This window comes from Pseudomonas sp. IT-P294, from assembly GCF_949767865.1.
GTDB lineage: Bacteria > Pseudomonadota > Gammaproteobacteria > Pseudomonadales > Pseudomonadaceae > Aquipseudomonas.
This window is the reverse complement of sequence record NZ_CATKQW010000059.1, coordinates 223,739-243,407: the sequence shown is the minus strand read 5'-3', so window position 1 is coordinate 243,407 and position 19,669 is coordinate 223,739. Positions and strand designations below refer to the sequence as shown.

Annotated in this window: 16 protein-coding genes and 1 pseudogene; 10 read left to right on the top strand and 7 right to left on the bottom strand. The window is 58.7% G+C overall.

Annotation, left to right across the window (positions count from 1 at the left end):
• Positions 1-79: 79 nt before the first annotated feature.
• A complete protein-coding gene (locus tag ACM6I0_RS31315) occupies positions 80-1,486 on the bottom strand; it encodes a DUF2252 domain-containing protein (RefSeq protein WP_285430706.1) in 1,407 nt (468 codons plus the stop codon).
• A 170-nt stretch (positions 1,487-1,656) separates the two neighbouring features.
• Between ACM6I0_RS31315 and abiEi the strand changes: the two genes are divergently transcribed.
• Positions 1,657-2,226, top strand: a complete 570-nt coding sequence (gene abiEi, locus ACM6I0_RS31310) for a type IV toxin-antitoxin system AbiEi family antitoxin (protein WP_414924080.1) — start codon at positions 1,657-1,659, stop codon at positions 2,224-2,226.
• Positions 2,213-3,115 (top strand): nucleotidyl transferase AbiEii/AbiGii toxin family protein, encoded by a 903-nt coding sequence (locus ACM6I0_RS31305; RefSeq protein ID WP_414924079.1) that lies wholly within the window; start codon positions 2,213-2,215, stop codon positions 3,113-3,115. The genes abiEi and ACM6I0_RS31305 overlap by 14 nt, the downstream gene beginning before the upstream one ends.
• A gap of 50 nt (positions 3,116-3,165) precedes the next feature.
• Here ACM6I0_RS31305 and ACM6I0_RS31300 read toward each other — a convergent pair whose 3' ends face one another.
• From ACM6I0_RS31300 to ACM6I0_RS31275, 6 genes and pseudogenes are all read right to left on the bottom strand, one after another.
• Positions 3,166-3,420, bottom strand: a complete 255-nt coding sequence (locus ACM6I0_RS31300; protein ID WP_090175784.1) for a hypothetical protein — start codon at positions 3,418-3,420, stop codon at positions 3,166-3,168.
• A 35-nt stretch (positions 3,421-3,455) separates the two neighbouring features.
• Positions 3,456-3,827: a DUF6124 family protein gene (locus ACM6I0_RS31295; RefSeq protein ID WP_414924078.1), complete on the bottom strand. Its 372-nt coding sequence runs from the start codon at positions 3,825-3,827 to the stop codon at positions 3,456-3,458.
• Positions 3,828-4,219: 392 nt separating this feature from the next.
• Positions 4,220-4,387: a hypothetical protein gene (locus ACM6I0_RS31290; protein WP_259155493.1), complete on the bottom strand. Its 168-nt coding sequence runs from the start codon at positions 4,385-4,387 to the stop codon at positions 4,220-4,222.
• A gap of 200 nt (positions 4,388-4,587) precedes the next feature.
• Complete coding sequence (locus ACM6I0_RS31285; RefSeq protein WP_414924077.1) at positions 4,588-4,998, bottom strand: hypothetical protein; 411 nt, start codon at positions 4,996-4,998, stop codon at positions 4,588-4,590.
• Positions 4,999-5,010: 12 nt separating this feature from the next.
• Positions 5,011-5,454, bottom strand: a complete 444-nt coding sequence (locus tag ACM6I0_RS31280; RefSeq protein ID WP_285430716.1) for a Panacea domain-containing protein — start codon at positions 5,452-5,454, stop codon at positions 5,011-5,013.
• A gap of 188 nt (positions 5,455-5,642) precedes the next feature.
• Positions 5,643-6,110: pseudogene (locus tag ACM6I0_RS31275) on the bottom strand (hydrolase).
• Between the two features lie 247 nt (positions 6,111-6,357).
• Between ACM6I0_RS31275 and ACM6I0_RS31270 the strand changes: the two are divergent.
• The 8 genes from ACM6I0_RS31270 to pelG all read left to right on the top strand — a co-directional run bounded on the left by ACM6I0_RS31270 (position 6,358) and on the right by pelG (position 19,506).
• Positions 6,358-7,290, top strand: a complete 933-nt coding sequence (locus ACM6I0_RS31270) for an NAD-dependent epimerase/dehydratase family protein (RefSeq protein WP_090175770.1) — start codon at positions 6,358-6,360, stop codon at positions 7,288-7,290.
• A gap of 62 nt (positions 7,291-7,352) precedes the next feature.
• Positions 7,353-10,166 (top strand): endo alpha-1,4 polygalactosaminidase, encoded by a 2,814-nt coding sequence (locus ACM6I0_RS31265; RefSeq protein WP_414924076.1) that lies wholly within the window; start codon positions 7,353-7,355, stop codon positions 10,164-10,166.
• Positions 10,144-13,737 (top strand): tetratricopeptide repeat protein, encoded by a 3,594-nt coding sequence (locus ACM6I0_RS31260; protein ID WP_414924075.1) that lies wholly within the window; start codon positions 10,144-10,146, stop codon positions 13,735-13,737. Before ACM6I0_RS31265 ends, ACM6I0_RS31260 begins: the two co-directional genes overlap by 23 nt.
• 28 nt (positions 13,738-13,765) lie before the next feature.
• A complete protein-coding gene (locus ACM6I0_RS31255; protein WP_090175763.1) occupies positions 13,766-14,284 on the top strand; it encodes a penicillin-binding protein activator LpoB in 519 nt (172 codons plus the stop codon).
• Between the two features lie 5 nt (positions 14,285-14,289).
• Positions 14,290-15,657: a PelD GGDEF domain-containing protein gene (locus ACM6I0_RS31250; protein WP_414924074.1), complete on the top strand. Its 1,368-nt coding sequence runs from the start codon at positions 14,290-14,292 to the stop codon at positions 15,655-15,657.
• Positions 15,635-16,624, top strand: coding sequence for a HEAT repeat domain-containing protein (locus tag ACM6I0_RS31245; protein WP_414924073.1), 990 nt, complete (start codon positions 15,635-15,637; stop codon positions 16,622-16,624). The genes ACM6I0_RS31250 and ACM6I0_RS31245 overlap by 23 nt, the downstream gene beginning before the upstream one ends.
• Positions 16,621-18,135: a GT4 family glycosyltransferase PelF gene (pelF, locus tag ACM6I0_RS31240; RefSeq protein WP_414924072.1), complete on the top strand. Its 1,515-nt coding sequence runs from the start codon at positions 16,621-16,623 to the stop codon at positions 18,133-18,135. Before ACM6I0_RS31245 ends, pelF begins: the two co-directional genes overlap by 4 nt.
• Positions 18,136-19,506, top strand: coding sequence for an exopolysaccharide Pel transporter PelG (pelG, locus tag ACM6I0_RS31235; RefSeq protein ID WP_285430725.1), 1,371 nt, complete (start codon positions 18,136-18,138; stop codon positions 19,504-19,506).
• Positions 19,507-19,669: the final 163 nt, after the last annotated feature.

Sequence of the window (19,669 nt, the reverse complement as noted above, 5' to 3'; positions counted from 1 at the left end):
CGAGGGCAATGTACCGGTTGAAGAGGCGCGCGGGGGTGAAGAAAAATTTATGCACATGAACGCCCCCGTGCCAGCACCTCTACGGCAGGTGGTCGGCGGCGAAATCGGCCTCCGAGCGAGCCTGTAACCGGCCCTTGCGGCAGGCCTGCTGGAATCGCTCAAAGTCCTTTTCGTTCTGCTTGGCGTAGCTTTTGGCGTACTTGAAGAGCGCATCGGCCAACGCATCGCTCTTGCCGATGTAACCGCTGATCTGTGCGGCCAGCCCTGACGCTTTGGCATGCGCGCGGGCGAGGGCGCGGCCACAGACGCGAGCGTAGGCGACAAACGTTGGTGCGTCGAAAGTCTCCAGTTCGGCCGAAATTTTCATGTCGCGCAACTGGCGCACATAGAAATGCCGACCGTTGGGTCCGGTGGTCCAGCCGAGGAACAGATCGCTGGCCGATTGCATCAACCGTTGACCTTCGACCACTCGCTGACCGTCATGCCGCACCTTTGAACGGGCTTTCACGTAATCGGCCAACACCGAGCGCCGCGCTTCCTTGAATTGCAGGAACAGCGGGAACTCCTGTTCATCGGTCAGCAGCGCCACCAGGCAACGCGTGCCGACGCTGCCAACACCGACCACTTTGAACGCCAAGTCATGGACATGGAAACGTGACAGCAATGCTCGACGGTCGGCCTGCAACGTGCCTGGATAGTCGCGCATAAACGTGTCATAGAGCGCCCGCCAGTCCGAGAGGCGCAGCCAGTCATCGTCGGCATCCAGCAGCGTGGTGTTTTTGTGCAGGTGGAAAATCTCCGGTAAGTCATCGCGAATGACCAGACGACCCTGCGCATCACGCTCACTGATTTTCGGCAGCAGTTCGGCATGCGTCCGCCGTTCCGCTTTTTCGATGGCGCGCTCCACATGTTCCAGCGTGGCTTTATTCGCCTGTTTGCGCAGATCGTCGTAGCTGATGGACTCGTACCAGTTTTCCAGCGCGCTTTGTTCGGCGCATTCGAGCATGGTTCTCTGGTAGGAGACGACCACTTCGCGGCAGACGCTTTCTTCGACGGATTCGCCATGACGCAGGTCCCGCGCGGCCACGACAAAACTCGCCACCAAACGTTTGAGGTCCCATTCCCACGGGCCCGGATGCACCTCGTCGAAATCATTGACGCTGAACAACAGATTGCGTTCGGGCGTGGCAAAGCCGCCGAAGTTCATCAGGTGGCAATCGCCGCAGATCGGCGATACGAGGCCCATGTTCGAGGTCCCGCCCAGATCGTGGGCTTGCAGCAACGCATTGCCGCGATAGAACGTGAACGGCGAGACCAGCATGCGGCCGTAGCGTAATTCGACCAGGGAGCTGATTCGTCCTACGCTGGACGCCTTGATCAGCGGGAGTGGGTCGCGATTGATTTTTCCTGGCTCGGCTTGAGCATTGCGGGGGCATTTCTTGCGAGCATCCTTACCTTGCTTCAAGCGGTCATTGAGGGTGGTCATGGGGGCTCTTTGTTGGGGGATGGGGCTTGTGGGGATTGAGTGTAGAAGGAGGACGAGAATTCAACCGATGGTTTTCAGTGTGCTTGAATCATGCAGATAGAAAGGGTTTGCCAATCCATGCGACTCAACAGTAAGTTACATAAAGTGAAATCTTCTGTAGAGTCTTGGGTATGCATCCACACTCAAAATCCACCCAGCCAATGGGCCGGCTTCTCCAACAACTGACCCGTTTGGCCAGCGAAGAGCGCTATTTGTTCACCCCTGATGATCTCAGGGCGTTGGTGCCTGATATTTCCGAAGGCGCCTACAAAACCCTATTGAGCCGCGCAGCCTCGGATGGCCATCTGACGCGCTTGTGCCGAGGGCTTTACTTGTTCGAAGCGGCCAAGCCATCCAGCGGATTGGTACTGTTTCACGCGGCCGCCCGACTACGTGCCATGCAGTTCAACTACATCAGCCTTGAAACGGCATTGAGCGATTGCGGAGTCATCTCTCAGATCCCCATCAACTGGATCAGTCTGATGTCTTCAGGTCGCAGCAGCACTATTTCATGCGGACGCTGGGGCACCATAGAGTTCGTGCATACCCGCCAGAAACCTCAGGACCTGGTCGACCAGGTTCACTACGACGCACGTTGCCGCCTATGGCGGGCAACACCGCAACAGGCTTTGCGGGACATGAAGGCCGCTAAACGAAACATGGACTTGATCGACTGGAGCGTCGCCAATGAGTTTGTTTGATGAACTGGTAGATGAGGCACTTAAAAACAAACAGGATCTGGCGCCGTTGCGGGTCGTGGTGGAAAAGGAATTGCTGCACCACGACATCATGCTCGCGCTGAGTTCTGCCGGCATGCTCACCAAGCTGACATTCATCGGCGGTACGTGCTTGCGTGCTTGCTACGGCTCAAACCGATTGAGTGAAGATCTGGATTTCACGGGTGGCGCTGACTTCAATCGTGAGAGCCTGACCGAACTCGCTCGCGTTCTTGTATCAACGCTAAAAGCCAAGTATGGCCTTGAGGTTGAAGTCGCAGAGCCCGTCCGCGAGGAAGGAAATGTCGATACGTGGAAGTTGAAAGTTCAAACCCGACCAGGGCGCAAGGATCTGCCTGCACAGCGCATCAACATCGATGTGTGTTCCATCCCGAGTTATCAGCCACAACCCATGTTGTTGCTGAACCCGTATGGCGTCGATATGGGGACCAGTGGCCTGATTTTACAGGCAGAAACGCGTGAAGAAATTTACGCCGACAAAATTGTGGCTTTTGCGCTGCGTCCTAACCGAATCAAGAACCGGGATCTCTGGGATATGGTTTGGCTGCGTCAACAAGGTGTAACGCCGCAACTGGATTTGATCGGGAAGAAACTGAGTGATCATCACTGTAAGCAGGATGAGTTCTTGACGCTGTTCAAATCGCGCTCGGAACTGCTCGATACTGATCCGAAAATAGTGCTCGAGTTTCGCAAGGAAATGAGTCGGTTCCTGCCGGGTGAGTTAGTCGCACAAACCGTCAATGAACCCGCTTTTTGGACGTTTCTAGTCGGGCATATACGTGAGTTGTATGTGACAACAGAGAAAGCATTAACTGGAGCTGAGAGCGTTCAGAGCGTGGGCTTCAAGATGTAAAGCCCAGTAGGCATGAGAAATGGGCGGCCTCTGAGGTCGCCCATTTTTTTCTATGCTGAAACCTGCGCCTGCAATCGTCGCCCGACGACATCCATCAAATCGCAGCCATCGCGCAGTGAAGTCACCAGCACCCGCGCCAGTTCACTGTGAACGCCCTCGCTGACGGCGAAGCTTTCCAGCAATTGCGTCGCGGTGCGGATGCGGTACGCCGCGGTTTCGTGCAATACGTCCAGCGGTGCTTCGGTGTCGATCAGCAGCGACGCGATGGTGCAGTCGATGCCGGTGACGGGCATGTATCGATCCATGACAAAACCTCCATTGGGTAAAAGAGTGCGACCACTTAGAGGTGGCTGGCGGACGGAGCTTCGGACACGCCTTCAGGCGGGTCGAGGTTGTCCAGCGCTCGGTTTACCAACAGTTCGCCCAGCACCGCCAACTGCTGAATCGCCAATGCCACGTTGCGATGTGAACCTTCGAGATCACAAGCCAGGTCGGTGGACATGACGTTGAGCGAGGCGAGGGTTTCGCAAGCGTGGGCGAGCAGGGTAGGTGTGTCGACGTCGGGGAGGATGGTGAAGATGTGGCTGATGGGGCTGGGGTGATTTGGGTTGCGGAGGCGGGCGCTGATGGTGCGTTCGATGTCTCTGGAGAGATCCGATAAATCGGGAGATTCTGTTGCCGAGTCCGGTGGATTGGGGCTGTGTTTTTTCATGGTGCATCTCCGGTTTGATAAAGGAGCTGCCATGCCCTGCTGTCAAACAGGGAAGGGTGGCAGCCGTACGCGGGTTGACAGACCGGCAAACCAGAAACCGGTGCACCCGAAGATGCCCCACGCACAGCCGCCATGAAAAGAACTGCACGCGGGCAAGCATGCCGTTTAATCGGGAAGAGTGAAAGTTTCTGGTTGTCAGCCTGTCAAAGCCGTTCGCTGATTTGCAGCGACTCCTGAAGGCTATCGTCGATGGGTAGCGCCCGCCAGTTCATGAAAGTCGATACGAGTTGCAGGAAATGTCCTAGGACGGACTACACGCTTCCTTGGCTTTTGTTCGAGGGAGAATTAAAAAAGCCCGGCACTTGGGCGGGCTTCCTTATCAGAACCGTCAATTAACCTCGTTTAGCTTCCACTTCCATCATCACGAGGTTTTGCTGCTTGGTAGCTTCCGCCAGCACTTCGCTGTAGATACGCTTTTTCCGCTCTGATTTGGCATTACGAATAAAGTCAGCAAATGAGCTCTTGGTGCCCTTAGTAAAACCTAGCTTGATCGACATCATGAGTGCGCTCCTGGCAACCCGGCGGTATCGGCTTCCTTGCCGAACGGGACTTGCACGACTCGAGGCGCGACCTCGGTGGCAGCCGTGCAGGCGTAAAAAATATGGCCATCAAGACGGCTACGATCCCGACGTTCATTGAGTCCTCCCAAAAGATAGGAGCGAGTGACCTTCGCGTAATACTTGAGCCGGTGAAAGGCTAATCAGCCGTGATCGTATAGCGTAAATGCCCGATCTACCCAAAGAACATGGAAGATTCGACCAAATCTAAACCCCACCATCGGCGCCATTCCAATTGCCCGGAAGGCTATCAGATGCACATCCTCTGTAACGACGAGTGGAATGGCAGGCTTGAGGGATGATCGATCGATGATTTCGTAGCCTAGACCATGTCTTGGCGCTTGTCTGAGCTGCTGCCAAGTGAGCTGGCTTAGGACGCGAATTTTGCCAAGCACGCCGCCGCGCTCTTCAGCAGAGCAGTCACTGACGCAATAGCCTTGCTGCAAATACTCAAACGAGAAAACCGGTGGCTTCAAGTCTGGATTGTCGGCAGGCTCTGAGCGACTTTTCAAAACCTGACTTTGCTTTAGCGCTCTATCCTTGAGATGCCCCATCAGCCCACCTCCTTATTTGACTAATCCCTTGAAGAATGTGCGCATCTCTTCCACCGGAATCTCAAGGCTCACAGCGCCAGGCTTGAAGTTGTTCTTCCATGGTGCTTCTTCATGTGTCAACTCTCGCAGACGCCATGCAGAATACTGACCATAAATTTGCTGGACTTCGTTTAGCAGGTCCGTTTGTTGCGCAGAGAAAACGTTTGCATCGAAGTCGGTCGGGAAGGGGATGCTGCCACTGCCATGCTGTTTGTAGTGATGATAAACAGATGGAACTACCGGGCCATGAGTCCATGCCTCGATTTGTTCGTCAAAAAGAGGTTTGTCGAAGACCGCAAGATGAAACCCTTGTGCGTAATACACAAGTTTTTGAAGCTTCAGGTTCGACACAAGATCGCCTGCATCTTCATTCGCTTGGGCGAGAAAAAATTTCGCTGCGTCGATAGAGCTGGCCATATGACCTCCTGGTCAAAGTCCCGTGAATGAACGGGTATAGCATAGTGAAAACTATGCGGTCGCTGATTATCCGCTTGACTTGGGTGAAGTCAATTGGCCGGACATGACGGTAACCTTAATCCTTCGAATACTGTATGTAAATACAGTATTCTGCTTTCTGTGCGAGGGAGAAGCAGGCAGCGCCAAACCTAAAAGCGGAACACCTCACTCAACCTCTCCGTGTGCTTGGAATGATGCTTCCACACCCGCATACCCAACGCCCCGGCTCTTTCCAGCGATGAACCTCCGTCAGATCCGTAATCAATGTCGGCTGCAATTCCGCATAAAACAGCGCAAACCCGGCTGCAGACCGCATTTCTCCGCCTTTAAGGCGCACACCAACATGCGATCAACGTTCAGGCTTTTCAAATAGTCGAGGATCTCAAAGGTCGACCCGTATCCATGTTCAATCAAGACGCGATCTGTCGGGATCAGGCCGTGATCGTCCGAAGGGCAGGGCATCCGAGCAGCTTTTCAAAAAGCGTCATGGATTTGTCGTGCCGTTCGTCGGAGACGACGTTCATCATGCAACCGATAGTTCTCTCAATGCCATCGACGAGCCATTGCGGTGGGTCGAAGCGCAGCTGGCTATCGATAATAAAAAGGGAGAGATGCACGGCGTAGGCTCCGTGCCAGACAAGTCTGTTGAACTCGCGTGGCAATTGTATGACACGATGTAGCTAATAAATGCCGCCAAATAAATGACTGAAAATTGACAGTACTTACCGTTCGGCGACAAGTCAGACAAAGTATTGACACCCTGTTTCTGATCTCCCATTATCGGCGGCGTTTTGATGGCCTTGCGCCATAAAGTCAGCGGAATTCAAGCACTCGTATCCGCTCTAATGTTCAGGGAGAGATTTCATGTTTGTTGAGCGAATACTGGTGACTGGCGGTGCTGGATTTATTGGATCGCACCTCGTAGAAGCGTTGCTGGGCAAGGGTTACAAGGTTCGCGTGCTGGATAACTTGTCGACCGGCAAGGTCAGCAATCTGCCGATGGACAATGCCAATCTGAACCTGGTTATCGGTGATGTCGCCGACGGTGCTGTAGTGGCACAAGCCATGCGCGATTGCGGCGCTGTGGTTCACCTGGCGGCGGTCGCCTCGGTGCAAGCGTCGGTGGATGATCCAGTCAGCACCCATCAAAGCAACTTCGTCGGCACCCTCAACGTGTGCGAAAGCATGGTGAAGGCCGGGATCAAGCGCGTGGTATTCGCTTCCAGCGCTGCCATCTACGGCAACAATGGCGAAGGCACGGCGATTCACGAAGACACGCCAAAATCCCCACTCACGCCGTATGCCAGCGACAAACTGGCGAGTGAGTACTACCTGGATTTCTATCGTCGCGAGCATGGCCTGGAACCAATGATTTTTCGGTTCTTCAACATCTTCGGCCCACGCCAGGATCCGTCATCGCCGTACTCCGGGGTCATCAGCATTTTTACCAAGCTGGCCTTGGCAGAGCAGTCGGTAGCGATTTTCGGCGACGGAGGCCAAACCCGCGATTTCGTCTATGTCCAGGACCTGGTGAGCATTCTCGTGCAATCGCTGGAAGTCAGCGAACCAAGCCCAGGCCCAGTCAATGTCGGCCTCAGCCGTTCCACCAGCCTCAACGACCTGATCACTGAATTGGGTGCCGCCACCGGCAACCCGTTGAAGGTGATTCATCACGCGCCACGTCAAGGCGACATTCGCCATTCGCGCGCCAACAACAGCCGCCTGCTCGAGCGTTTCAAGCTCCCGGAACCGACCACCATCGGCAAAGGGCTGGTTCAGCTTATCCGCAGCCTGTAAGCCGGTCGGTTTCGCTGTCCGACATCCAAGCAGTATCGGTTCAGTCCATTCAAGAGTGAGTTATGGAAATCGTTTTTCGCAGGACGCGTGTCCGCGCGGCCGCTAAACGGCTGCTAGCCGCATTAGCATTGTTCGTGAGCGGACCCGCCGTGCAGGCCGCCGCATTACCGCCTCCCGCCAGCGTGGCTTTTTGGTACGCCGATCAACCGCCGATTTCCGAGCTGGCTCAGTTCGACTGGTCCGTGGTTGAGCCTGGTCATATGACCGTGGGCGACGTCAAAACCCTGCGAAAACTGGGCAGCCAGCCATTCGCCTATCTGTCGGTGGGCGAGTTCAATGGCAGCAAGGCTGACATCGAAAAAGCGCACCTGGGTGGCGCAGTCGGTCCTGTGCGCAACGGCGCGTGGGACAGTCAGGTCATGGACTTGTCAGCGGCGGCCTGGCGGGAGCATTTGTTCGCTCGCGCCAAGTCTTTGCAGGCTGAGGGCTACGCCGGGTTGTTCCTCGACACCCTCGACAGCTTCCAGTTGATGCCCGAGTCGTCGCGAGAAAAACAGCGTGTGGCACTCGCCAGTTTCCTGCGCGAACTGCACCAGCGTCAGCCGAGCCTGAAGCTGTTTTTCAACCGTGGATTTGAAGTATTGCCGGACCTGGACGGTGTGGCGTCTGCGGTGGCAATCGAGTCCATTCATGCCGGTTGGGACGCTGGCGCCAAGCGCTATCGCCCAGTGCCTGAAGCCGATCGCCAATGGCTGGAAACCCAGATCCAACCGTTGCGCGCCAAAGGCATTCCGCTGGTCGCCATCGACTACTTGCCACCAGAGCGTCGTGACGAAGCACGCAAGCTGGCCAAGCGTCTGCGCGAAGAGGGCTTCATTCCCTACATCGGCACGCCTGAGCTGGACTCGATGGGCATCAGCAGCATCGAAGTGCAGCCGCGCCGGATCGCGCTGCTTTACGATCCGCGCGAAGGCGACCTGATCCGCAACGCCGGGCACACGTTGCTCGGCGGTCTGCTCGAATACCTCGGCTACCGGGTCGATTACCTGCCGGTGGACAACACGCTGCCAGCGTATCGCTTCAGTGGTTTGTACGCCGGTGTCATCACCTGGATGACCAGCGGCCCGCCGCAGGACGCATCGGCCTTTAACAGCTGGATCGGAAAACGTCTGGACGAACAGGTGCCTGTGGTGTTCTTTTCCGGCTTGCCGATTCAAGACTCGTTGCTGCTCAAGCGACTTGGCCTGAATCGCGCGGCGCCGATTGGCACCCAAGCGTTGAGCATTACTTATCAAGACAAGGCGCTGATCGGCGCCTTCGAAGCACCGGTGCAGCCCAGATCCCGTGACCTGACCGCGATCTCCCTGCTGCCCAAAGGTCCGAAAGCCGCGTTGTTACTGACCGCGGCAGACGGCCAGACATTCGCCCCGGTGGCGGTCGCCGATTGGGGCGGTGTCGCCCTTGCGCCGTACATTCTGGAAACCAACAACGAACGCAGCCGCTGGATTCTCGACCCGTTCGCTTTCCTCCAGGCCAGCTTGCGTTTGCCGGTGCAGCCGCGTCCGGACACCACCACCGAAAACGGTCGTCGCATCGCTACCGTGCACATCGATGGCGATGGCTTCCCGTCGCGCGCCGAAGTGCGCGGCACGCCCTATGCCGGCAAACAGGTGCTGGACGATTTCATCCGGCCCAATCCGTTTCTGACGTCGGTGTCGGTGATCGAAGGCGAGATTTCGCCGCGCGGGATGTTCCCGTTCCTCGCCCGCGAGCTCGAGCCAATTGCCCGCGAACTGTTCGCTGACCCGAAAGTCGAGGTCGCGACGCACACCTTCAGCCATCCATTTTTCATGCAGCCGGAACAGGCCAAGAAACGCGAAAACTTCAACCCGGAATACGGTTTGAAAATGGCGATTCCGGGCTACGACAAAATCGATTTTCGCCGCGAGATTTTTGGCTCGCGCGACTACATCAACCAGCAGCTCACCACCCCGGAAAAACCGGTGAAGATGGTGTTCTGGCCGGGTGATGCATTGCCGTCGGCGGCCACTATCAAGCTGGCTTACGACGCGGGACTGAAAAACGTCAACGGCGCCGAAACCATGTTGACCAAGGCCAACCCGTCGCTGACCGGTTTGAACCCGCTGCTGCGCCCCACTGAAGGTGGCTTGCAGTACTACGCGCCGATCATCAACGAGAACCTCTACACCAACTTGTGGAAAGGTCCGTACTACGGCTTTCGCGATGTGATCGACACCTTCGAACTCACTGACAGCCCACGGCGCTTGCGCGGCTTGCACCTGTATTACCACTTTTATTCGAGCACCAAGCAGGCCTCGATCAAGGCCATGGGCGATATCTACGGCTACATGAAAACCCAGCAACCGATGTCGCTGTGGATGAGCGACTACCTCGATCGTCTGCACGGTTTGTATCAATCCAGTCTGGCCCGTACCGCCGATGGCGACTGGCAGGTTCGCGGCATGGATGCGCTGCGCACCTTGCGCCTCGACCCGCAAATGGGCTGGCCGGACCTGCTGCGTTCGCAAGGCGTCGCGGGTGTTCGTGACTTGCCGCAAGGCCGCTATGTGGCGTTGAGCAGCGACCACGCATTGCTGGTGTTGCGTCCCGACCGGGATGACAGACCGGCGCTGGAGGACGCCAATTTGCCGTTGCTGGACTGGACGTATGTGGATGCAAAGCAAGTGAACTTCTCGTTCGCCGGGCAGGTCGATCTGGCCTTCTCCGTGCGTTCGTCGAGCACCTGCCGGGTTGAAGTGGATGGGCAGCATTTTGCAGGCAAGGCATCCGCCGGTCTGTGGACTTTTCAATTACCAATGAAGCAGGTGAGTCATGGTCAACTCTTCTGCATCTAACTCCTCAGTAACCAAAAGCAGCCGCCTGCTCAATCCTTGGGCATTGGCGGTGGTGGCGGTGGCCGTGGGCGGCTTGCTGTGGCTGACGTTCCAGCGCGAGGAAGTGTTCCAGCCGGACGGCCGCGAGCCGGATGCGGTCTCGGCCAATTACGCCGAACTGCTGCTGGCGGCGCACCCGGATGACGATCACCTGCGCTTGCAACTGGTCGATCTGTTGATTCGTCTTGGCGACTACGCCAAGGCGCGTCAGCACCTTGAGAGCTGGCCGAAACCGGCGACCGAGTTGCAGGCCTATTACCGGCTGGAACTGGATGCGCTGGAAGCGGCGAAAGCCAATGATCCGGTTGCACAGAAAGCCTTGGTCGAACGCCTGCAAAGCTTTGATCATCGGATGTTGGCACTGCCGCAATTGCAGAGTCTGGCCAAGTTGGCCCTGACACTGCAGGCTCCGGCGTTCGCTGCCAGCGTCTACGAAGAAATTGCCGATCGAGATCCGGCCCAGCGCATTGATTCGCTCAAGTCTGCCGCGCAGTGGTACCTGGCCGGTGAGCAACCGGGTCGCGCCGCCGACATTTACCTGCTGCTCAAGCAAGACAGCCAGGCGCCGTCCGAACGTCGTGAATACGCGCAACTGGCGTTCAACAGCCTGTTGGCGGCGGGTCGTGGCGACCAGGCCGCGCGCGTGCTGGCTGAGGAGCTGGACCAGCTCAAGGATCCGCAAACTGATTCGGCTTGGCTGGAGCAGGGCGTCGACGTTGCCGTCGGCAGCAAGCGCTTCGATCTGGCCCAGCGCTTTCTCGATCAGTGGCGCGTTTTGCAACCGGATAATCCGCAAATCCTGCGCAAGGAATTCAGCATGCGCCTGGCCCTCGGCGATTTGCCCGGTGCCTGGGAAAGTGGTCAGCAGCTCGTAGCTGAACATCCGGATGACCAGGCGTTGCTTGAGCAAATGGCGCACCTGGGCGAATGGCGCGGTGACACCCAAGCTGCCCTGGCCTACTGGATTCGGTTGCTGAAACTGCACGAAGACCCGCAAACCCGCGAGCACGCCTGGCGACTGGCGAGCCAACAGTACGATTTCGACCGGTCGATTCCATTGCTCGCCGAGATCATGGAGCAGCGTGCACTGACTGACGTCGAGCTCGATGCGCTGATCTACGGCCACGAATCGCGTGGCACACCGGCCCAGGCCGAAGCCTGGTTGCACGCTTACCTGCGCAAGTACCCGGCCCATCGCCTGGCCTGGACGCGGTTGCTGCAAAACCTCGAAAACACCGGGCAGTTCGCCGCAAAGGTCGAGGTCTACAAGAGCTACTCGAAACGTTTTGCACTGACCACGACCGAGCGTGTCGATTGGGCCAACACCGACCTGAAGCTGTTTGATAACCAGGCAGCGTGGGAAGTGTTGCAGGTCGATAACAGCAAGATCACCGATGAAAGTTACTGGCGCTTGCGCGCAGCCCTCGCCTGGGACCTGGAACTCGACAATGAGCTGCAGGACTCCCTGGAAAGACTGCTCGCGGTCAAGGGTTCACTCAACAGTGGCGACGAGAGTCAGCTGATCACGCGGTATCGCACCAGCGATCCGAAACGCGCCCTGACCATGATGGTCGGCAGCTGGAACCGTGCGCATGATCCGCTGCGTCTGGTCGAAGCCTTGCAGCAAGCGCAAGAAATGCAGGACTGGCCGCAAGTGGTCGCCTTGCTCAAAGACGCCGAGCAATACCCGGAAGCCAACGAGCAAGCGCAAGTGCTGGCGGTCCGCGGTGCATTGGCGGTGCAGCAGGGCAACGTCGATGAGGCGCAGCGTTTGTACCTCTCGGGCTTGTCACGTTTTCCGGATGACAACCTGTTCCGCGAACGCCTGATGTGGCTGTACATCGATCAGGGCAACACCACCGCGCTCAAGCCATTGCTGACTGAATGGAAGCCGCAGGCACGACAGGATCGAATCCTCTGGCTGCCGTTCGCCAGTGCCAGTCAAATGCTGGGTCGCGATACCGAAGCCTTGGCCTGGTATCGCATGTACCTCAAAACCAGCCCGCAGGATTGGCTGGTCCGCGCGGCTTATGCCGATGCGCTGGAAAACGCCGGCTATCAGGATGCCGCACAACGGTTGCGCCTCAAGCTGCTGCGCAGTCCCGAGGGCGAAAACATTCAGCCTTCGTCCCAACGCTATGCGATCTGGTTGCGCTTGATGGCCAGCAGTTATTCGCCGGGCAAGGCGCAGCAGGAAGTGGCGAAGTGGAAAGACGGCTCGCCGGCGATGCTGCAATTGTGGTTCGAGCGTTTGCTGGCGCGTCTCGACGCGACCAACCAGGAATCGCAGAAAGACCAATGGCTGGATTGGGCGCGTAGCCAGGGCTTGAAAGTCCAGCGTTACGAAGAGATTCAGCAAGCCCTACGCAGCCGCAACAAGGAGCAGGTCGAAACACTGCTGGCCAGCAGCGACCTGAACCCGGCGCAACGCGCTCAGGCATTGAGTCGCCTCGGTCGGTTCGACGAAGCTCTGGACCTCAGCCAGTCCGCGCTGGGTGACGATCAGCCGGCGGCCGTGCGTGACCAACTGCGCCGTCAGGCTGTTGAACTTCAGGAACTGACGCCGCAAGGTGCGCAACTGTCCTGGCATCAACAGGATTTCGGTGGCCTGGAATACAGCGCACCGGGTCTGCAGATTGCGCACAACCTGGGTGCTCAGTGGTACGCCAATCTTGAGCTGGAGAACGGCACTTACAACAGCAACCAGTTGATCGAATCGCGCATGGGCGATGAGCACAACGCTGCGCTGACCCTGCAACGTTCGGTCGAGGATGGCAGCTACAAACTGTTCGCCGATACCAGTCAGCGCAAGGACGACGACCGCAATGGCCTGGGCCTGTCCCGGACCTGGCAGTTGAGCGCCAGTGACCAGCTCGAAACCGGTCTGGACTGGCATCGCAAAAGCGAAGACAGCGGCCTGATGCGCGCTTTCGGCCAGCACGACAGCGTGTGGGTCGGCGGTCGTCACGGGCTCTCGGCGCGGGATCAGATCAGTTGGGAAGTGGCACAGAAATCGTTCTCCACCCGTGCGGGCGATTCCCTGGGCAACGGCCAGGAACTGAAGATGGAATACAACCACACGCTGGAATTCGCCGGGCCCAACTGGACCGTGCGCAGCGGTATCGATTATCAGCACAACAACGTCAAGGACCGCACCCTGGATTACCTGTCCAGCGCCAACGGCGGCCCGGTGAAAAGTGTTGATAACTCGGACGATCCTACCGTCGTGACGGCTGACGATCTGCTGCAAAGCCGTTATGGCCAACTGTACGTCGGCAGCTCATGGCGTCGCGGGTTGCCGGGCGCACTGGTGCGCACTCGCCCGCAATACACCTGGCTGGTGGACGTGACGGCAGGCTGGCAATGGCTGGATCAAACCTTCAACTACGGCATCAATACCGGGCTCGGCGTCGAAGTGTTGGGCGGTGACGAATTGGCCCTTACCGTCGGCTACCAATCCGCGCCTCAAGGCGGGAACGGTCAGGCGGGCGGAACACTGGGTGTGAGCTACGGCGTGCGATTCGGACGCTGATCATGAAATGTTTACAGGAGAAAAACTGATGCAAGCGATTCGTAATCTGAGCCTGGCTCTGGCAGTCCTGTTTGTCGCCGGTTGCGCCAGCTTCACTGGCGACACCAGCCCTAATCTTGCGCGTAATGCGAAGTGGGGCACCGTGCCGATGATCAACTATTCGCAAACTCCGCAAGCTGGCGAGCGCGCCGAGCAGATCCTGCTCAGCGTACTCAGCAGCCACGGTCTGCAACCACGGGTTTACCCGGTCAGCACTCAAGGCGAACAAGCACTGATGGACGACAACGAGCGTCTGGCCGGTGCGCTCGATTGGGCGCGCGACCAGAAGCTTGATTATGTCGTCGCTGGCAGCGTCGAAGAGTGGCAATACAAGAACGGCCTGGATGGCGAACCGGCGGTGGGCATCAGCCTGCGCGTGCTCGAAGCCAGCAGCGGTCGTGTGCTCTGGAGCAAAAGTGGCGCACGTGCGGGCTGGTCCCGTGAAAGCCTCGCCGGCACCGCGCAAACGGTGCTCGACAAACTTGTTGGCGCCCTTCGGTTCGAGTGAATGCAATGAATTCTCCTCACATGGATTACAGCCTCGCGCCGCGTGCCAGCGGCCCGGTGTCTTGGCTGGAAACGCTTTTGGTGACGGGCGCGGCCATCGGCCTGGGCTTGTGGCTGACCCCGCAAGACCCGCTGCAAATGCACAGCGGTTTCCCTTGGCCGGTGCTGGCGCCGCTGCTGTTAGGCGTGCGTTATGGATTTGTGCGCGGCTTGCTCAGCGCCAGCCTGCTGGTGATGGCGTTGTTCGCGCTGCGCTACATCGGGCACGAAGCCTACGCACAGCTTGATCCGTCCTTCATTGTCGGCGTACTGGTCAGCGGCATGCTGGTGGGCGAGGTTCGCGATCTGTGGGAACGGCGCTTGCAGCGCCTGCAGATGGCCAACGATTACCGCCAGTATCGTCTCGATGAATTCACCCGCGCGCACCAGATTTTGCGTGTCTCCCACGATCTGCTTGAGCAGCGCGTGGCAGGCAGCGATCAAAGCTTGCGCAGCTCCTTGCTGGGTTTGCGCGAGAAGCTGCGGGTGATGCCGGACGAAGGCGATGCACTGGCCGCACTGGCCGATCCGATCGTCGCCATGCTGGGCCAATACGGCGCGCTGCGCGTGGCCGGGTTGTATCGCGTGGACGAGCGCGAAGAAAACGTATTGCCTGAGGCACTGGCGACGATTGGCGTCATGGGGCCTTTGGGCACCGAAGACGGTCTGGTCAAGCTGTGCCTTGAGCGCGGTGAACTGGTCAGCGTGCGTCAGGAACTGATTGATGCCGGCAGCTCGGCACAGTTCTCGTCGTTGCAGGCCTGCATTCCGCTGATCGATGCCGAAGGTCGTCTGCTGGCGATCCTGGCGGTTCGGCAGATGCCGTTCTTCGCCTTCCAGGACCGTACGTTGAGCCTGTTGGCGTTGCTCGCCGGGCACATCGCCGACCTGCTGCGCCGCGACCCGCACGTGCTGCAACTGGCTGACGCCGATGCGCAGCAGTTCACGTTGCAACTCAAGCGTTCGCTGGTCGATGTCGAGCAGCACAAATTGGCGGCCGGTCTTTTCGCCTTTGAAATGACCCGTCCCAACGAAGAGCTGACGCGTCTGTTCGAACGCAGCCAGCGTGGCCTCGATCTGCAATTGCCACTGCGCAACAACCGCGATCATCAGCTGTTGCTGGTGCTGCTGCCGTTGACCAGTCCGCAAGGCACCGAAGGCTATCTGGCGCGCATGAACCTGATGCTGCACGAACACTTTGGTATTGAAAGCAGCCTGGAAAACCTTGGCGTCCGTGTGCTGCCGTTCAACCTGGAGCCTGGCTGTGAACGCAACGGGCTGCGTAATTTCCTGTTCAACGAGTGTGGCTTGAATGATCAGCAAGTGGCTGTTTAGCGGAGCCTTGTTGTTAGAGGCGGGCAGTTGGGCCAGTTTGTGGCTCGCGGCGCCCGAGTTACAACAATTGCTGGTGTTCACCCTCAGCCATGGCTTGGCGTGCGTGATGTTGTGCGCGGCTGTGTGGCTGTTGCTGCCGGCACGCTACCGTTCGCCGCTGCCGTGGAGTCCGCTGTTTATCTTCAGCCTGGCGTTCTTCGTGCCGGTGCTCGGCGCGGTCGGCGTGGTGGCGGCGATCTTCCCGGCGCTGTACCTGCCGCGCAAACGCGACAAGCAAGCGTGGCAAGCGGTGGGCATCCCGAAACTGCCGTACCGGGCTCAGTTGCAACTGCACTCGCCGATTTTTGCCGATGGCGGTTTGCAGGACGTGCTGCGTCATGCGCCCGATCCGGATCAGCGTCTGGCCGCCCTGTTGGCGACCCGTCGCATGCCTGGCAAAGAAGCCGTGCCGATTCTCAAACTGGCCCTGGCTGACCCGAGCGACGATGTGCGGCTGCTGGCTTATTCGATGCTCGACAAACAGGAAAGCGACATCAACCTGCACATTCAGATCGCCCTCGGCGAACTGCCCGACGCCACTGCCAAAGCGGCGGGTGCGCTGCACGGCAGGCTGGCGCGCTGGTACTGGGAGTTGGCGTATCTGGGGCTGGCGCAAGGCAGCGTGCTTGACCACGTACTCGCCCAGGCCAGCGAACATGCCGAGCTTGGACTGGCAGCGGGTGAGGGCGGCGAGCTGTTCTTGCTGGCCGGACGCATTGCGCTGGAGCGCGGTGACGTAGAGCGCGCCGAAGTGCTGTTGAGTCTGGCCCAGGAAAACGGAATGGGCGCGGCACAAGTGCTGCCGTTTCGTGCCGAGCTGGCGTTCGAGTCCGGTCGTTACCACGAAATTCCCGGCTTGCTCGCACGCCTTCCCGAGGAAACCCGTCAGCGGCCACCGTTCGCCGCATTGGTCAGGAGCTGGACATGATGCACAAGGAACAGGCACCGGTTGCCGACATCTGTCTGCTGCTCGAAGGCACCTGGCCTTACGTGCGTGGCGGTGTTTCCAGCTGGATTCACCAGATGATTCTCGGCCTGCCGGAACTGACCTTCTCGGTGATGTTCATCGGCGGCCAGCGCCAGGCGTATCCGTCCCGTCGCTACGAAGTGCCGGCCAACGTGCTGCACATCGAAGAAGTGTTCCTCGAAGATGCGACTCATCCGACCAACACGCTGGGCGATCCGCGTGAGGCTGACTCGCAGCAATTGCAGGACTTGTATCGCTTCCTGCATCACCCGGACGCGCCAGACCCGGCGCTGGGCGAACGCTTGCTCGATTGCATCGCCCAGGGCCGCATGACCCTCGACGACGTGCTGCGCAGCCGCGCCAGTTGGGAGTCGTTGAGCGAAGGCTATCGCCAGCATTGCGCCGACCCCTCGTTCGTCAATTATTTCTGGACCCTGCGCGCGATGCAGTCGCCGTTGCTGATGCTCGCCGAAGCCGCGCAACGGATGCCGAAAGCGCGGGTGCTGCACTCGATTTCCACCGGGTACGCGGGCTTCCTCGGCTGCATCCTCAAGCAACGCTGGAACTGCACTTATTTGCTCAGCGAGCACGGGATCTACACCAAAGAACGCAAGATCGACCTGGCCCAGGCCAGCTGGATCGCCGAGAGTTCCGGCCAGGCGCTGAACCGCAGCCTCGATGCCGGCTCGGGTTACATCCGAACCTTGTGGGTGCGTTTCTTCGAACGCATCGGCCAACTGACGTACAACAGCGCCGACAACATCATCGCGCTCTACGACGGCAACCGTCAGCGGCAAATCAAGGACGGCGCCATCCCCGCCCGCACCCAAGTCATTCCCAACGGCATCGACCTGCCGGTGTGGACCGCGGCGCTGGAATCGCGCGCCCCTGGCATTGCGCCGGTGGTCGGCCTGATTGGCCGTGTGGTGCCGATCAAGGACGTCAAAACCTTTCTGCGGGCGATGCGCGGCGTGATCAGCGCCATGCCGAATGCCGAAGGCTGGATCGTCGGCCCGGAAGAAGAGGACCCGGAATACGTGAGCGAATGCCGCAGCCTGATGGCCAGTCTGGGTCTGGAGGGCAAGGTGCATTTCCTTGGCTTCCAGCGCATCCAGGAAATCCTGCCCAAACTCGGGCTGATGGTGCTGACCTCGATCAGTGAAGCGCAGCCGCTGGTGATCCTTGAAGCCTGGGCCGCCGGTACGCCGGTGGTCAGCAGCGACGTCGGTTCGTGCCGTGAGTTGATCGAAGGCGGCAGCGCCGAAGACCGTGACCTGGGGCACGCCGGCAAAGTGGTGGCGATTGCCGACCCACAAGCCACCAGCGCCGCAATCCTTGAACTGTTGCGCAGCCCGTCACGCTGGCAGGCCGCCCAGGCCAGCGGCTTGTTGCGGGTTACCCGTTATTACACCGAAGCCTTGATGCTGCAGCGTTACCGCGACCTGTATCAAGCCGCCATGGAGAACAGCTAAATGGCCGGTATTGGCTTTGAACTGCGAAAAATCCTTTCGCGCGATTCCTACACCGCAACGTTGCACGCCTATGTCTACGCCGGGCTGATCAGCTCCGGCCCGTGGGTGTTGTCGATCATCAGCGTGATGCTGGTGGGCATCATCAGCATCGGCTTGCTGCTGCCCAATGCGTTGGTCGGGCAATTCCTGGTGACGGTGACGTACCTGATGGCCACCTCGTTGATCCTGACGGGCGGCTTGCAGTTGTTCTTCACCCGCTTCGTTTCCGACCGCTTGTTCGAGCACAAGTACGACCAGATCCTGCCCAACCTGTTGGGCGTGTTGTTGATGGTTACCCTGGGTGCCGGCGTGCTGGGAATCATCGTGCTGGGCCTGTTGTTCGATCAGCCGCTGATCTACCGCGTGCTGGTGCTGGCCAACTTCGTGGTGCTGTGCAACTTGTGGCTGGTGATCATCTTCCTCTCGGGGATGAAGGCCTATAACCGCATCCTGCTGGTGATGCTGGTGGGTTACACGCTGATGGTCGCGAGCGCCTACGTCCTGAGCTTCCTGCAGATGCCGGGCTTGCTGCTGGCGTTGTTGATCGGGCACAGCACGCTGCTGTTCCTGTTCCTCTACGACATCCTGCGCGAGTACCGCGCCGAAAAACTGATCGCCTTCGATTTCCTCGACCGGCGCAACGTTTTCCTCAGCCTGCTGGCCACCGGTTTCTTCTACAACCTGGGTATCTGGATCGACAAATTCATGTTCTGGTTCAACCCAGGCACCTCCAATGAAATTGTCGGCCCGCTGCGCGCTTCGATCCTTTACGACCTGCCGATCTTCCTCGCGTACCTGGCAATCATCCCCGGCATGGCGGTGTTCCTGGTGCGCATCGAGACCGATTTTGCCGAATGGTATGACCGTCTGTTCCGGGCCATCCGCGAAGGCGAAACCCTGCAGCACATCGGCCAGCTGAAAACCGAAATGACCCTGTCGATCCGTCAGGGCTTGCTGGAAATTTGCAAGGTGCAAGGGCTGACGGCGGTGCTGTTGTTCCTGTTCGCACCTCGCCTTCTGGACTGGCTGGGCATCTCCAGTTACTACCTGCCGCTGTTCTACATCGACCTGATCGGTGTGAGCATCCAGGTGGTGTTCATGGCCTTGCTCAACGTGTTCTTCTACCTCGACAAACGCACCGTGGTGCTGGAACTGTGTGTGCTGTTCGCGGTGTTGAACGCGATGTTGACGCTGTTCAGCATGTACCTGGGCCCAAGCTTCTTCGGGTACGGGTTTACGCTGTCGTTGCTGATTTGTGTATTGCTGGGTTTACACCGGCTTTCAACGGCGCTGGAGGATCTGGAGTACGACACGTTTATGTTGTCGCGCTGACAGTTTTTTCAGGCACGAAAAAAGGCACTGGCGATAAATCGTCCAGTGCCTTTTTTTTTGTTTGACTGTGGCCTGCTCGCGATAGCGGTAGTTCAGTCAATAAATAAGGTGACTGTCAGGCCGCCTTCGCGAGCAAGCCCGCTCCCACCGGTGATCGCCGGTG